The organism is Mycetocola sp. CAN_C7 (genome assembly GCF_015752285.1).
Lineage (GTDB): Bacteria > Actinomycetota > Actinomycetes > Actinomycetales > Microbacteriaceae > Mycetocola_A.
Genome location: NZ_JADOUY010000002.1, coordinates 533,067 through 547,640, shown reverse-complemented (window position 1 = coordinate 547,640; position 14,574 = coordinate 533,067). Strand labels below are relative to the sequence as shown.

The 14,574-nt window shown below is 65.9% G+C and carries 13 protein-coding genes; 4 read left to right on the top strand and 9 right to left on the bottom strand.

The annotated features are described in order from the left end of the window. Positions 1-119: 119 nt before the first annotated feature. Positions 120-2,168, bottom strand: a complete 2,049-nt coding sequence (locus IWX78_RS06285) for a M3 family metallopeptidase (RefSeq protein ID WP_196832633.1) — start codon at positions 2,166-2,168, stop codon at positions 120-122. Positions 2,169-2,230: 62 nt separating this feature from the next. Here IWX78_RS06285 and IWX78_RS06280 point away from each other — a divergent pair, with 62 nt between their 5' ends. Further along, entirely contained in the window at positions 2,231-3,037 is an 807-nt protein-coding gene (locus IWX78_RS06280; RefSeq protein ID WP_196832632.1) for a methyltransferase domain-containing protein, read from the top strand. A gap of 25 nt (positions 3,038-3,062) precedes the next feature. Here IWX78_RS06280 and IWX78_RS06275 read toward each other — a convergent pair whose 3' ends face one another. The 7 genes from IWX78_RS06275 to IWX78_RS06245 form a co-directional block, all read right to left on the bottom strand. Beyond that, positions 3,063-3,326, bottom strand: a complete 264-nt coding sequence (locus IWX78_RS06275; protein ID WP_196832631.1) for a hypothetical protein — start codon at positions 3,324-3,326, stop codon at positions 3,063-3,065. Between the two features lie 11 nt (positions 3,327-3,337). Continuing rightward, a complete protein-coding gene (locus IWX78_RS06270; RefSeq protein ID WP_196832630.1) occupies positions 3,338-3,784 on the bottom strand; it encodes a GNAT family N-acetyltransferase in 447 nt (148 codons plus the stop codon). 11 nt (positions 3,785-3,795) lie between these two features. Further along, entirely contained in the window at positions 3,796-6,393 is a 2,598-nt protein-coding gene (valS, locus tag IWX78_RS06265; protein WP_196832629.1) for a valine--tRNA ligase, read from the bottom strand. Between the two features lie 114 nt (positions 6,394-6,507). Further along, positions 6,508-8,133 (bottom strand): dipeptide ABC transporter ATP-binding protein, encoded by a 1,626-nt coding sequence (locus tag IWX78_RS06260; protein ID WP_196832628.1) that lies wholly within the window; start codon positions 8,131-8,133, stop codon positions 6,508-6,510. Position 8,134: 1 nt separating this feature from the next. Continuing rightward, entirely contained in the window at positions 8,135-8,986 is an 852-nt protein-coding gene (locus IWX78_RS06255; RefSeq protein ID WP_196832627.1) for an ABC transporter permease, read from the bottom strand. After that, a complete protein-coding gene (locus IWX78_RS06250) occupies positions 8,983-9,972 on the bottom strand; it encodes an ABC transporter permease (RefSeq protein ID WP_196832626.1) in 990 nt (329 codons plus the stop codon). The genes IWX78_RS06255 and IWX78_RS06250 overlap by 4 nt, the downstream gene beginning before the upstream one ends. Next, a complete protein-coding gene (locus IWX78_RS06245; protein WP_196832625.1) occupies positions 9,950-11,605 on the bottom strand; it encodes an ABC transporter substrate-binding protein in 1,656 nt (551 codons plus the stop codon). The genes IWX78_RS06250 and IWX78_RS06245 overlap by 23 nt, the downstream gene beginning before the upstream one ends. Before the next feature lie 144 nt (positions 11,606-11,749). Here IWX78_RS06245 and IWX78_RS06240 point away from each other — a divergent pair, with 144 nt between their 5' ends. Beyond that, positions 11,750-12,349, top strand: a complete 600-nt coding sequence (locus IWX78_RS06240) for a TetR family transcriptional regulator (RefSeq protein ID WP_196832624.1) — start codon at positions 11,750-11,752, stop codon at positions 12,347-12,349. A gap of 6 nt (positions 12,350-12,355) precedes the next feature. On the opposite strand, the gene IWX78_RS06235 is transcribed toward IWX78_RS06240, so the two are convergent. Continuing rightward, the gene (locus IWX78_RS06235; protein WP_196832623.1) at positions 12,356-13,087 is read right to left on the bottom strand and encodes an AAA family ATPase; all 732 of its coding nucleotides are present in this window, start codon (positions 13,085-13,087) and stop codon (positions 12,356-12,358) included. Positions 13,088-13,165: 78 nt separating this feature from the next. On the opposite strand from IWX78_RS06235, the gene IWX78_RS06230 reads away from it, so the two are divergent. Then, the gene (locus tag IWX78_RS06230) at positions 13,166-13,516 is read left to right on the top strand and encodes a GntR family transcriptional regulator (RefSeq protein ID WP_196832622.1); all 351 of its coding nucleotides are present in this window, start codon (positions 13,166-13,168) and stop codon (positions 13,514-13,516) included. Beyond that, the gene (locus IWX78_RS06225) at positions 13,513-14,508 is read left to right on the top strand and encodes a DUF1648 domain-containing protein (RefSeq protein ID WP_196832621.1); all 996 of its coding nucleotides are present in this window, start codon (positions 13,513-13,515) and stop codon (positions 14,506-14,508) included. Before IWX78_RS06230 ends, IWX78_RS06225 begins: the two co-directional genes overlap by 4 nt. Positions 14,509-14,574: the final 66 nt, after the last annotated feature.

Below are 14,574 nucleotides of genomic sequence, written 5' to 3'. Positions count from 1 at the left end.
TCCCGAATCTCGTGGCGTGGACACTTGTGGCTCCAGTTCTCGCTTTTTCGTGACCGTTGTTGTCGGAGCGACCACAGCAACAGCCGCTAGTGATCGAGCAGTCGCACACAGCTCGCGCCTTACGACTCCAGCCCGCGCCTTGCCAGCAACGGCTCGATGCGGGCGTCGCGCCCTCGGAAGTTCCTGTAGGCCTCCAGCGGATCCTTGCTGCCACCGACACCCAGCAGCAGCGCACGGAAGCGGTCGCCGTTCTCGCGCGACAGCCCGCCATTCTCTGTGAACCACTCGACGGCATCCGCGTCGAGCACCTCGCTCCAGATGTACGAGTAGTAGCCGGCGTCGTAGCCACCCGAAAATGTATGGGCAAAATAGGTGCTGGAGTATCGGGTGGGTACCGCCGGGTTGTCGAGCCCGGCGGAGGTGAGCGCTTCCGCCTCGAAAGCGGCGACGTCGTCGACGACAGTACCGGCAGAGATGCGATGCCAGGCCTGGTCGAGCATCGCGGCGGCCAGATATTCGCTGGTGAGGAATCCCTCGTTGAACGAGGCCGACCTGAGCAGGTTGTCGACGAGATTCTGAGGCATCCGTTCGCCGGTCTCGTGGTGCACCGCGTAGTTGCTGAGCACCTCCGGCCAGAGCATCCACATCTCATTCACCTGGCTCGGGAACTCCACGAAGTCCCGGAACACGTTCGTCCCTGCGAACCGTGGGTAGGTGACCCGGGCGAGCAGGCCGTGCAGCGCATGCCCGAACTCATGGAAGAAGGTCGTGACCTCGTCGAAACTCAGCAGCGTCGGCTGACCGCGAGGAGGCTTCGGCACGTTGAGGTTGTTCACGACGACCGTCGGCTGGTCGAGGAGAGCATTCTGCGAGATGAGCGGGTTCATCCACGCGCCCCCGCGCTTGGTATCGCGCGTGTACAGGTCGAGCAGGTACAACCCGACCGGAACCCCGTCTCCCTCGGTCACTTCGAAGACCCGCACGTCGGGATGGTACGCCACGAGGTCGGCGCGCTCGGTGAAACGGATGCCGTACAACCGTTCGGCGGCAAAGAAGATACCGTCAGCGAGCACCCGCTCCGCTTCGAGGAAAGGACGCATGGCAGCGGTGTCGACGGCGAACCGTTTCGTCCGGAGCTGCTCGGTGAGGTACGCCCAGTCCCAGCTCTCGACGACGTGCGGGCTCTCGCCCTCATCGGCGAGCGACTGCAGGTCCGCCTGTTCCCGACGGGCGTTGCGAGCGGCGGCCGGGGCGAGGGACTCCATCATCGCCGCGACGTTCTCAGGAAGCCTCGCGGTCTGGTCGGCGGTCACGAATGCAGCATGGGACTCGAAACCCAGGAGCGACGCACGCTCGGCCCGCAGGCGGCTGATGTCGCGAACGAGCTGACGGTTGTCGTGATGCCCGCCGCGGATGCCGCGTGACCGCGACGCGCGCATGAGCCGCTCCCGAACGTCACGCCGGGTCAGGCTGGCCAGCGCCGGATGTCCGGTCGGAAGCACGAGGGTGAGGAGGTAGCACCCCTCGAGTCCGCGGTCCCAGGCCGCCTCGGCGGCTGCGGAGATCTCATCCGGCGCGAGGCCGTCGAGCTCGGCTACATCGTCGATCACGACGGCCAGCTCATTGGTGTCGGCGAGGAGATTCTTCTCGAACCGTGTCGTGAGCGTCGACAGGGCACTGTTCAGCCCGCGCAGGAGGTCCTTGTCTGCGTTGTTCAGTCCGGCTCCTGCGAGTGTGAACTCGGTTCGGTAGCGCTCGAGGAGGTACCGGGATTCGTCATCCAGGCCGAGCTCGTCGATGCGAGTGTACAGAGCGTCGATCCGGGCGTAGAGGTCGGCGTCGAGGCGGATCGCATCTGAATGGGCAGCGAGAAGCGGAGCGATCTCCTCCTCCAGCTCGGTGGTCGCCGGGCTCGAGTCCGCCGAACTCTTGTTGAAGAAGACGGAACTGACCCGGTCGAGCAGCTGTCCTGAACGTTCGAGCGGCAACAGGGTGTTCGCGAAGGTCGGGGCGTCGATGTTCGCAGTGATGGTTCTCACCTCGGCGAGCTGCTCAGCCATTCCCTGCAGGAAGGCCGGCCGGAAATGATCGTCGACGATGTCGGCGAATGGAGGCAGCTGGTACGGCAGCGTGCTCGGCGCGGAAAACGGATTCGACGTGTCAGGCATTCACCCACCATAGGGCTGACACATGGCACTGGCCGGTGTCGGCGCACACATAGGCTTGATCCATGGCATCATCCGAGCGTTACACCCTCGGGCACCACGCGAGTGTGCTCCGTACCCACAGTTGGCGAACCGTCGACAACTCCGCCGCCTATCTTGCGCCCTACCTCACACCGGGCGTCAGTGTGCTGGACGTGGGCAGCGGCCCGGGAACGATCACCATCGACATCGCGACGCGGGTGAATCCTGGCGCCGTCGTCGGAATGGATGCATCGGCTGAGGTCAGCATTCAGGCATCGACGCTCGCCAGGGACAGCGAGATCCTCAACGTCGACTTCATGGCGGGGGATGCGTACGCTCTCGACTTCGCCGACGACACGTTCGACATCGTCCACGCGCACCAGGTGCTTCAGCACGTGGCAGACCCCATCGCCGTTCTCCGGGAGATGCGCCGGGTGGTGAAGCCAGGCGGAATCGTCGCGGCGCGCGACGTGATCTATGGTGCAGCGTCGTGGTATCCGCTGCTGCCTGGTCTCGACACCTGGATGAGGGTCTACCAGTCCGTTGCACGGTCCAACACCGGCGAACCGAACGCCGGACGCTCGCTCAAGGCGTGGGCGATGGAAGCCGGGTTCACCGAGGTGGAGAGCTCGGCGTCGATCTGGTGCTTCTCCGACGAGGACGACAGGGACTGGTGGGGAAGTGCCTGGGCGGAACGCGCGCTCAAGTCGAGCTTCGCCCCCCAGTCGCTGGAGACGGGCGCTGCCACTCAGGCCGACCTCGAGGAAATCTCGGCGGCGTGGACCGAGTGGGTCAGCGATGAGCGCAGCTGGTATGCCATGCCCCACGGCGAGATTCTCGCGCGCAAGTAGCCCGAAATCCGCCGAGCACCTGACGTCAGTCGTCGTCTGTCGGTGCCTCGTCTGCATCATGCTGACGGATGGTCGCGGTGTCGGAGACCGGGTTGTAGGTGATAACGGTCCCATCGTCGAGCTCGATCACCGGGCGGCGTTCGAGCCAGGTGAGAGTCCAGCGCCAGTCCCGCGTATCGACGTCTTCGGCGGCGAGCTCATCCTCGGCGGTGCGCACGGCTGCGACGACGACGTCGGGGAGTCCGACCGGCGGCGAGTCGCCGACCGTCCACCGCGTGCCCAGCTGCATGATCGTCTCCGTCAGACGGTGAGGTCGTATGTGATCCACGACGTACGCTCAGCGAGCTTGTCGTAGAGCACCTGCGCCTCGTCGTTGTCTGGAGCAGTGACCCAGCGGACGATCCCTGCATGCTGACTGGCTGCGATCTCGGTGACCCGGCCGATCAGCGCCGTCCCGATACCGTTGCCGCGGTCGTCGGCGTTCACGAAAAGATCGTCGAGGTAGAGACCGGTACCACCGGCAAGCGGCCGGGCGAAGGTGCGATAGTGGGCGAGCCCCACGAGGGCGCCGTCGTCGTTCTGAGCGACCAGGCCGGAGACGCCGTGAGTGCCAGAGGTGAGCCAGCTCCAGACGAGGAGGGCCTTCTCGTCGGGAACCGGGGTGCCGTAGAAGTTCCCGTAGGAAGCGAACAGCGGCAGCCAGTTAAAGAAGTCGCCGTCGCGGACAGGGCGGATGTCGAACGTCATTGTTGTGCTCCTCAACTCGGGTTCGACGTGGGAACGTCGACCGGGGCGAATTCCACGTCACTCACGGCGAACTCGTCTCCGGGAGTGAACCTGAGTCTAACGATACGTCCGACCGCGGTGAGATCCCCTTGCGCGAGGGTCAGAAGAGCGATCTGATCCGGGGTTCCCGTGATGGTCGCCTCGGTCAGGGTCGCCTTTTGCGACGCCTTCGCATCGGTCTTCGCCCGGCGGATGCTTGTGAGAGCCTGGCCGGTGAGAACGAGCAGCGCCGGGTCACCCGCACCATCGAGCTCGTCGATCGTCGGCCAGGCCGCTGAGTGAACCGATCCGTCGTTCCACCATGACCACGCCTCGTCCGTCGCGAACGGGATGAACGGGGCGAACAGGCGCAGAAGAATGCTGAGTGCCTTCCGGAGAGCCGCGACGGCCGACGCCTGCCCGGGGTGTGCGGGGTCGTATGCGCGCTCCTTCACCAGCTCGAGGTAGTCGTCGCAGAAGGTCCAGAAGAATGACTCGGTGGTCTCGAGCGCCCGGGCGTGGTCGTAGGACCCGAACGCCGTGGTCGCATCCGCCACCACGGTGCGCAGGGTCGCCAGCATGCTGAGGTCGATCGCCTCGGTCACCGACGCATCCGCTGCTGACTCGAAGCTGAGAATGAACTTCGAGGCGTTGAGGACCTTGATAGCGAGACGGCGCCCGATTTTGATCTGGGTCGGGTTCTGCGGGTCGAACCCGGCGTCGGTCCCCAGACGGCTCGATGCCGCCCAGTAGCGCACCGCGTCTGAACCGTGCTTTTCGAGGATGTCGGCCGGGGTGATGACGTTGCCCTTCGACTTCGACATCTTCTTGCGGTCGGGGTCGAGGATCCAGCCCGAGAGTCCGGCGTGCTCCCACGGCTTGTCGTTGTATTCGAGAACGGAGCGGAGCATCGTGGAGAACAGCCAGGTCCTGATGATGTCCTGGCCCTGTGGCCGCAGTGAGTACGGGAACACGAGGTTCCAGAGCTCAGGGTCACGCTCCCACCCACCTGCGAGCTGCGGGGTGAGAGACGAGGTCGCCCAGGTGTCCATGATGTCGAGTTCGCCCACGAATCCGCCGGGCACGTTGCGCTGTGATTCGTCGTACCCGGGAGCGGTGTCGCTCGAGGGGTCGACGGGCAGTGTGGCGGCATCCGCCACGATCGGTGTGTCGTGTACCGGGTTGCCGTCGTCGTCGAGGGGGTACCAGATCGGGATCGGCACGCCGAAGAATCGCTGGCGCGAGATGAGCCAGTCACCGGTGAGGCCGCTCACCCAGTTTTCGTAGCGGACCCGCATGAAGTCGGGGTGCCACTGCAGCTCGTTGCCGAGTTCGAGCAGTCGGGCACGGAGGTCTTCGTCGCGCGCGCCGTTCTTGATGTACCACTGGCGCGTGGAGACGATCTCGAGTGGCTTGTCGCCCTTCTCGTAGAACTTCACCTGATGCGTGATGGGCGTGGGGTCGCCGAGGAGGTCGCCGGATTCGGCGAGCAGCTTCACGACGGCCTGCTTGGCACTGAAGACGGTCTTGCCTGCGAGCTCGGCGTATGCGGCCTGACCGGACTCCGACGTGATGACATCCGGCGCCTCGGAGATGATGCGACCGTCGCGTCCCATGATGGTTCGGTTCGGAAGGTCGAGTTCGCGCCACCAGACAACGTCGGTCACATCGCCGAATGTGCAGATCATCGCGATGCCGGCGCCCTTGTTTGGCTGAGCCAGGTGGTGGGCGAGCACCGGGACATCGACGCCGAAGACCGGGGTCGTCACCGTGGTGCCGAAGTACGGCTGGTAGCGCTCGTCATCCGGGTGGGCGACGAGCGCAACGCACGCCGGGAGGAGTTCAGGGCGGGTGGTCTCGATCTCGATCGTTCCGCCGTCTGGCTTATGGAAGGAGAGCCGGTGGTAGGCGGCCGGCTGTTCCTTGTCTTCGAGCTCGGCCTGGGCGACGGCGGTACGGAAGGTCACGTCCCACAGGGTCGGTGCCATGGCCTGGTAGGCCTCGCCACGCTCGACGTTCCTCACGAAGGCGAGCTGGCTCGATCGGATCGAATCGTCACCGATGGTGCGGTAGGTCTGGGCCCAGTCGACCGACAGGCCGAGGGTGCGCCAGAGTGCTTCGAACTGCTTCTCGTCCTCAGCGGTGAGTCTTTCGCACAGTTCGATGAAGTTGCGGCGTGAGATCGGCTTCTGATCGGCGGCCTTTGAGCTCTTGCCCTCTCCACCTTCGAACGGCGGCACGAAGCCGGCGTCGTACGGCAGGGTGGGGTCGCAGCGCACGCCGTAGTAGTTCTGCACGCGGCGTTCGGTCGGCAGCCCGTTGTCGTCCCAACCCATCGGGTAGAAGACCTGCTTGCCGATCATCCGCTGGAAGCGCGCGATGACATCCGTGTGCGTGTAACTGAAGACGTGGCCGATGTGCAGCGAGCCGGATGCCGTTGGCGGCGGGGTGTCGATGGAGTACACACAGTCGGAACCGGCTTCGACAGCTGCAGCCCGGTTGAACCGGTACGTGCCCTGGTCTTCCCAGACCGGCCCCCACTTGGCTTCGAGGCCTTCGAGCACTGGTTTGTCTGGAACGTGCGCGGTCATGGGGAACTCCGGTTTCGATATAGGCGGCACCGTGTGAACGTGCCTGAGTGTGTCTGGTCCGTTTTCCATCGTACTGGAGCACCGGAACCGCCACGGTGCCCCGGCGGAGGAGGGTCAGACGCTCAGCGTCGGGGTGTCGCGCACCAGCTGGGCGGTGTACGGATGCTGCGGGTCGTCGAGAACCGATGCCGTCGGACCGGACTCCACGATGCGCCCACGCTGCATCACAGCGATCCGGTCGCTCATGTGCCTGATCACACCCAGGTCGTGCGAGATGAACAGGTAGCCGAGCCCGCGTTCGCGTTGCAGCCCGTCGAGGAGGTCGAGGACCTGCGCCTGGATCGTCACGTCGAGCGCAGACACCGGCTCATCGCAGATCAGGACCTCTGGTGCCGCGGCCAGAGCCCGGGCGATCGCCACCCGCTGCCGCTGGCCTCCTGAGAGATGGAGAGGGCGTGATCCGGCGATGTCGCGGGGGAGTCCTACCGAGTCGAGAAGCTGGTCGACGCTTTCCCGGTGTTCTGGAGGTGCCTGCCCGATCGCATCCTCGAGGATCCGCCCGACCCTGAACCGTGGGTCGAATGAGCTCAGCGCGTCCTGGTAGATCGCCCCGATGCGCCGCCGGAGCGGGCGCCTCTCTCTTTCAGGCGCATCCAGCCAGTTCACTCCGTCCAGCGTCACCGTGCCTGCGTCCGCCGCGGTCAGAGCGAGAGCGAGGCGGGCGACGGTGGTCTTGCCTGACCCCGACTCTCCGACGAGGCCGAGGGTTTCGCCCCGGCGGATCTCGAACGAGACGTCATCGACCGCACGGAATCGGCCGGCAGGAGACGGGTAGGTCTTCACGAGTGACGTTCCGCGCAGCACTGGTGCCTGTTCGGCGGGGAAAGGTGCGCTGAGGACGGACGCCGCCCGGGAGGCGGCCTCTGTCCCCGGGTCGAGCAGGGCAACGCCGCGCGGTCGCCCGGACGGCACAGCGGCGATCAGTTCGCGCGTGTAGTCAGTGGCAGGGGAGGTGAGAACGGTCGAGGTCAGCCCGGACTCGACCACCCGTCCGTTGCGCAGCACGATCACGCGATCAGCGATCGCGCTGACGACGGCGAGGTCGTGGCTGATCAGCAGGATGCCGGTTCCTGACCGCTTCAGTTGCGTCATGAGGGCGAGGATACGAGCCTGGATGCTGACGTCGAGCGCGGTCGTCGGTTCGTCAGCGATGAGGAGCGGTGGGTCGAGGGCGATGGCGGAGGCGATGAGAGCCCGCTGGCGCAGACCTCCGCTGAGTTCACCGGCTCTCTGTCGGGCTGCGCGCGCCGGGTCGGGCATGCCGACCCGCTCGAGAAGTTCGTGCACGTGGGTGGTCGCCGCCGCAGCGGTCATCCGCCGGTGGAGTCGCAGGGTGTCGGCGATCTCCCTGCCGATCGGGCGAAGCGGGTCGAGGGACACCAGGGCGTCCTGCAGCACGAGCCCGACGTCGCGCCCGCGCACGCGGCGCCACTCCCGCTCGGTGCTGATCGATCGATCCTGACCCGCGATCCTCAGGCGGTCGGCATTCACCGTCGCCGTGCGTCCGGCCAGGCCGAGGAGCGACCGTGCTGTGACACTCTTTCCCGACCCGGATTCCCCGACGATCGCCACGCATTCGCCTCTGCCGATGCCCAGCGAGAGGTCATGGACGACCGTTGTGGACGCATCGGCCGCCCCGAACGCGACCTGCAGCCCTGCGACATCGAGAAGTTCGGTCATCTCAGGCCTCCCTGGATCGCGTCGCGAGGCTACGACCGAGCACCGTCGATGCGATGGTGGTGAGCACGATCATCAGACCGGGGAACACGGTCAGCCACCAGGCCGAGCCGATGTAGGTGCGACCGGCTGAGAGCATCGCGCCCCATTCCGCGGCCGGCGGCTGAGCGCCGAGACCGAGGTAGCTGAGTGCTGCTGCCCATACGACGGCCTGGCCGACGCCGAGCGTGGCCAGGACGAACAACGGTGCAAGGGCGTTCGGCAGGATGTGCCTGCGGAGAATCCGGGTCGGCGAATGCCCGAGGACCCGAGCGGATTCCACCCACGCTGACGAGCGGATACCGACGAGCTGACCCCGGATGATTCGAGCATATCCGGGGGCGGTCGAGAGTCCGACGGCGATGGTGGCCGTCACCGGGCCGGGGCCGGCGATGACGATCACCAGTAGGGCGAGCAGCAGGCCGGGGAAGGCGAACAGCACCTCGACCACGCGGTTGACGGTGAAGTCGAGGACCCGGCCACCGAAACCCGCGATCACCCCGAGGACCAGTCCCAGGGACAGACCGATGGCCGTGGCCGAGACTCCGATGAGAAGGGAGGTCCCGGTGCCGGCGACGACGCGGCTGTAGACATCCCGACCTGATTCGTCTGTACCGAACCAGTGGCTCGTGCTCGGTGTGCTGAACGCCGCCCGGGCGTCGATCGCGTTCGGGTCGGCCGTGCTGACCAGCCCGGGTACGAGAGTCGCTGCCAGCAGAAACAGGACGAAAAGCAGAGCGAGCAGTTCGCCGATCCCGATCCGGCGCCGCCGTCTGGCAGCGGTCGCGGTGACGGTACGGACCTCGAGTTCACTCATCGTGTCTCCTCGAGTCGCAAGCGAGGATCGGCGAGCCGGGACGCGGCATCCGTCACGACGGTCATCAGGATATAGACAACCGCGACGACGATGACGACGCCGGTGACGACGGGGACATCACGCAGGGTCACCGCCTGGAGCAGGGTTCGCCCGAGACCTGGCCTCGCGAAGATCGTCTCAACGACGACGGCTCCCGAAATGAGGTACCCGAGCGCCCAGCCCGACAAACTGATTCCGGGTATCGCCGCGTGCCGGAGTGCGTGGCGCAGGCGGATGCCGATCTCGCCCTCCCCGCGTGCGCGTGCGGACAGGATGAACGGAGAGTCGAGGGTGTCGAGCAGCGTCCCGCGCATCACCTGGGCGAGGAACCCGGAGAGTGGAAGGGCAAGGGTGACCACGGGGAGGATGAGGCCCCTGAGGTCGCCCGTCGACACCGGGGGAAACCAGCCGAGCTGTGTGCTGAACACGGCGATGAGAACCGTGGCGAGCCAGAAGTGGGGGAGTGCGGCGCTCGTGAGTTCGATGCCCTGCCCCACCGAGGCGGCGACCCGTCCGCCCGTGGTCGACCAGAGAGACAAACCGATGGCGATCAGCCACGCGAGTGCCAGCGCGACGACGGCGAGGAGGATGGTTCCACCGAGTTGTGCAGCGAGAAGTTCGCCGACGGGCACTTTGAGGGCATAGGACGACCCGAGATCGCCGGTGGCCAGTCGACCGAGGGACTGCAGATACTGCGCAACGAGCGGCTGGTCGAGGCCATAATCTCGCCTGACCTGTTCGAGGGTCTCCTCCGAGGCCTGCGACCCGGGTCCGCCGAGGACGGCCTCGGCCGGGTCGCCCGGGATGAGTCTGATCGCGAAGAAGGTGAGGGTCGCGACGGCCCACAGCACGAAGACGGATCCTGCCAGGCGGCTCAGGAGCCAGCGCGAGACGCGCCGGCTCCCCAGCGCCAGGCGGCCGGACTCAGTCCGTGAGCCAGGCGTCATAGAACGTCGGGGTGGATACCGTCGGCAGTGCACGGGTACCGGAGACGGCCGGGCCGATAAGGAAGTGGTTCTGCTGGTCGTAGAGAGGCAGAACGTAGTAACCCTCGAGGATCAGGCGCTGCGCGTCGGCGTAGAGCTCGTCTCGCTCGGTCTCATCCGTCACTTCGGATGCGCGGGTCAGCAGTTCGTCCAGTGTCGGGATGCTGACCTGTGCGTGGTTGGCGAAGTAACCACTCGGGGCAGGGGTGATCCCTGACGAGTGGAAGAGGATCCGGAGTACGTCCGGGCCGAGTTTCGTGTACGGCGCACTGACGATGTCATACTCGTTGGCGCCGAGCGCGGTGTACCAGCCGGAGAGGTCGAGCAGGCTGATCGAGACCTCGAATCCCGCGTCCTTCGCCGTTGCCTGGATCTGTTCGAACAGGGACTGCTCGGCCGGGATCGACTGGTTCGTCGAGACCGGGAAGTCGAGTGTGAGGCGCTCGCCGTCTTTCACTCGGTAACCGTCGGCATCCCGTTCGCTCCATCCCGCCTCATCGAGGAGTTCGTTCGCGCGATCAAGGTCGACGTCGAACAGGGAATCGTCGGAGTATGCGGCGACTTCGACGCTCGAGAGAGGCGAGTACGACCGGGTCGCGCTGCCGAAGAAGAGGGAGTCGATGCCGTCGTTGATGTCGACGGCGCGAACGAACGCTTCGCGCACGCGGACGTCATCGAATGGTGCCTTGCCCGAGTTGAGTTCGATCCGATTGGATGCTCCGGGGCGTGGGGCGTCGAGTTCGGTCAGGGTCCCGGCTTCCTCGGCCGCGGCGAGCGTGTCCGGCTGGGCATTGTCGATGACGTCGACCTGGCCGCTCTGGAGCGCGGCGTACCGCGAGGCGGAGTCAGGGATGAAACGCCAGTCGATGCCATCGAGGTACGCGGCACCTTCGTGTGAGGCGTCTGCCGGTGGTGAGACGTAGTCGTCGTTGCGGACGAGGCTCACGTGGTCCTGCTTGACCCACTCGTCGATCACGAACGGTCCGGTTCCGATGGGGGATTCGCAGTTCTCTTCCATCCCGCGCGCGATTCCGGCGGGTGATTCGATGCCGAGCCACGGCTGGGCAAGGGATTCGAGCAGGGCACTGTCCGGCTGGGTGAGCTCGAAGCGCGCAACGGTCTCGGAAACCGCCTCGACCGCACTCACCTTGCCGAGCGCAAGGTACCCCGTGGAGGATTCGGTCGCCGGATCCTGGAGATGGTTCATGTTCACCACAACGGCCTCGGCGTTGAACGGCGTCCCGTCGGTGAAGGTGACGTCGTCGCGGAGGGTGAACTCCCAGCTCAGCCCGTCTTCTGCCACCTCCCACGCTGTGGCGAGCCAGGGAATGATCTCTCCGTCTGCGTTGCGCGAGACGAGGGAGTCGAACACCTGGGTGGCGAGGAGGGCCTGCGGGTAGTTTCCGCCGACGTGCGGGTCGAGGCAGGTCGGCTCGGCGTCGCCGCTCGCGTAGGTCAGCGTCCCGCCGGAGGTCGGGGTGTCACTCGGGGGAGTCGGCGTCGCCTGACAGCCGGTCAGGACGAGCGCGGCAGCCGCGAGGGCGCCGACCGCGGCGAGGCCGCGGCGCGAGCGAGGGGGGAGAGCTGAATGCATGGGGGGTGTTCTTCCGGAGAATCGAGACATTATCTGGGCTCAGTCTACTAACCCGGAAGTGGCCGACCGAATTCCCGCGCGTCCGGGCAAGGCTCGCTGTGACATCCGGTGTCGATACCATTCTGTGGACAGGAATGAGCAGACATGAGTGAAGGGGTCGGCGCGGTCGGGCGCCCGAGACGATCGTCTCAGCGCATCCTCGAGGAGGCCGCAGCGGAGCTCTTCCTCGAGCAGACCTATGCAGGAACGACGATCGACCAGATCGCCGCGCGCGCCGGAGTGAGCAGAAACACCTTCTTCAACTACTTTCCGTCGAAGGGCGATCTGCTGTGGGTCGACTTCGATCAGACGATGTCCGGGCTGGCGGCGGCACTGTCAGAGGTCGACCCAGACCGGCCCCCGATGGATGCCGTGCGTGCTGCGATCACCGCGGTGGCCGCATCGCATCCTGCCGACAGCGTGCCGTGGGCGCTCACCCAGTACGAACTCATGGGCACCCAGGACGAACTCCAGGCGTCAGGACTGGCTCGTTTCATGAAACAGGCGGCTGTCCTCGACCGATATCTCGTGGAACGCCTGGGAACGTCCGTCGAGTCGACACAGGCGATCGCATTCGCCGTGCTCGCGGCCGCAGCAGCAGCTGCAGGAGTCTGGGCCAGGGCCGGGGTCCGACGTCGCCCCCTCGCCGACTACGTCGACGCGGCCATCGCGCCCATCTGCGACGGGTTCACCCGCGCGTTATGACAGTGGTCAGTCGAGCAGGTGGCGCAGGTAACGGTCTGGAGCGTCGAGGTATGTCTTCCAGTGCGACACGATGTCGAGGTCGCGCCACTCGGACCGACGGATGCCATGCTCGCCGAGTTCGTAGATCGTCGCCCCCGGCAGCGATGCCAGGACGGGGGAGTGCGTCGCGCAGAGCACCTGTGACCCGTTGGCGGCGAGGTCGGCAAGCACTCTCATCATGGCGAGCGTTGAGCTGAACGACAGGGCCGCCTCCGGTTCATCGAGGCAATAGAACCCTGGACTGGTCAGGTAGGACTCGGCGATCGCCAGGAACGATTCCCCGTGGCTCATGCTGTGGAAGTCGTTGCCGCCCGCCAGCTCTTTCTGGAACGTGTAATAGCCGTGCATGGTCTCGGCCCTGAGAAAGAAGCCCCAGGTTCGAGCGCCGGGGCGGCGAACGAGGCTGATCCAGTCAGCGAGCGGCGACTCGGTCGGTGTGGTCGTGTGCGCGGAGTGGATTGTTCCGCCCTCAGGTCCGAGCCCGTATGCGGCTGCGGCGGCTTCGATGATGGTGGATTTGCCGCTGCCGTTCTCGCCGATGAGAAAAGTGACGCCCTCGCCGAGGTGGAGTCCGGATTCCAGCAGCGCTCCGACAGCGGGAATGGATGCCGGCCACTCGCCGCCCGACATGATTGCATCACTCGAGCGTCGGATCTCGCGCACCAGGCGTTGGTCGGCGAAGGGTTCCTGGTTGTCCATTCCGACAGTGTCGCAGCCGCGCCTGACAGGGGTCGATCCCTACTTGTTCTAGAGGAACTAGAACTATGAAATCGAGCCATGCTCCTTCGCATCGACCCAGGCTCCGCGGTTCCGCTGTTCGATCAGCTGGCCGGCAGTATCCGGGGCGCCGTTCTCTCTGGCGGGGTGAAGGCCGGCGAGCGGCTGCCGACCGCTCGCGACCTCGCCGGATCCCTCGACATCAACGTTCACACCGTGTTCCGCGCGTATCAGCTGCTGCGCGATGAGGGACTTGTCGAACTCCGCAGGGGCCGGGGAGCAATCATCACCGACAGCGCCCAGCGCTACAGCCAGCTCAGCGCCGCGATCGACACGGTCGTCACCGAGGCTCGAAACCTCGGCATCGGCCCAGAGACCGTCAATTCACTGCTCCGGGAGACATTCAGATGACCGACGACCAGCGCACGATTCGCGGCCGCAAACGGCACCTGATCATCGGCGCCGTCCTTCCGATGCTCATCGCACTCTGCGGAGCCCTCCTCGCCATCACCTGGCTGCCCGAGCTTCCGGATCCTGTCGCGATCCACTGGGGCGGCAAGGGTGCTGACGGCTTTGGGAGCGCCTGGACGCTGATCCTCCTTCCGATCGGGATCACCCTCGTCTTCACCATTTTCACCGAGCTCGCTCTCAGCAGCGCACGTCGGCGGGGCCGTCTCACGGCGAACGACAAGATCCTCTTCGTTGGACGCCACTTCCTGAGCGTTCTGCTCACCGTGGGGACCATCGGTTCGCTCGCTGCCCAGCGAAGTCTCGACGATGCGGCCGATGCCCCCGACATCGCCGGTCCGATGCTCGCCGGCGTTCTCGGGGGACTTCTCTTGGCTACCCTTGTGTGGTTCGTCCTCCCGAAAGCGGTTTCGCCGAGCTTCGACGAAGAGGCTGAGGCCCAGCCGATCGAGCTCGCCCCGGACGAGCGGGTGTTCTGGCAACGCACCGTCCGCATCTCCGGTGCGGTGGTCGCCCTGATCGTCGGGGTCCTCGTGTTCGCGGGGGGAGCCGGCATCCTCGCTTCCCTGGGTTCTGCGAGCGGTCTGCCGTTCGCCATCGGAATCTCCGTGTGTGTGATCCTGACCTACACGGGCATGTCGTTCTGGCGGGTGAGGGCGGACCGCCGTGGATTTCTCGTGCGGGGCGCCCTCGGATGGCCGCGGATCAGCATCCCGAACGCCGAGATCGCCGAGGTTCGTGTGATCGAGGTGAACCCCACGGCCGACTTCGGCGGCTGGGGTTGGCGGATGGCGTCCGGTCGCCGATCCGGGATCATCATGCGCAAAGGACCCGCAATCGAGATCACCCGGACGGATGGCCGCCGTCTCGTCGTCACGGTCGACGATGCCGAGGTCGGGGCGGGAGTTCTCACCTCCCTGACCCGATCGTCATGACCGCGAGTTGCTGACTTTGGGGTGGTGCGGCTGTCTGCTCACCCCCACAAACCCGGCAACTCGCGT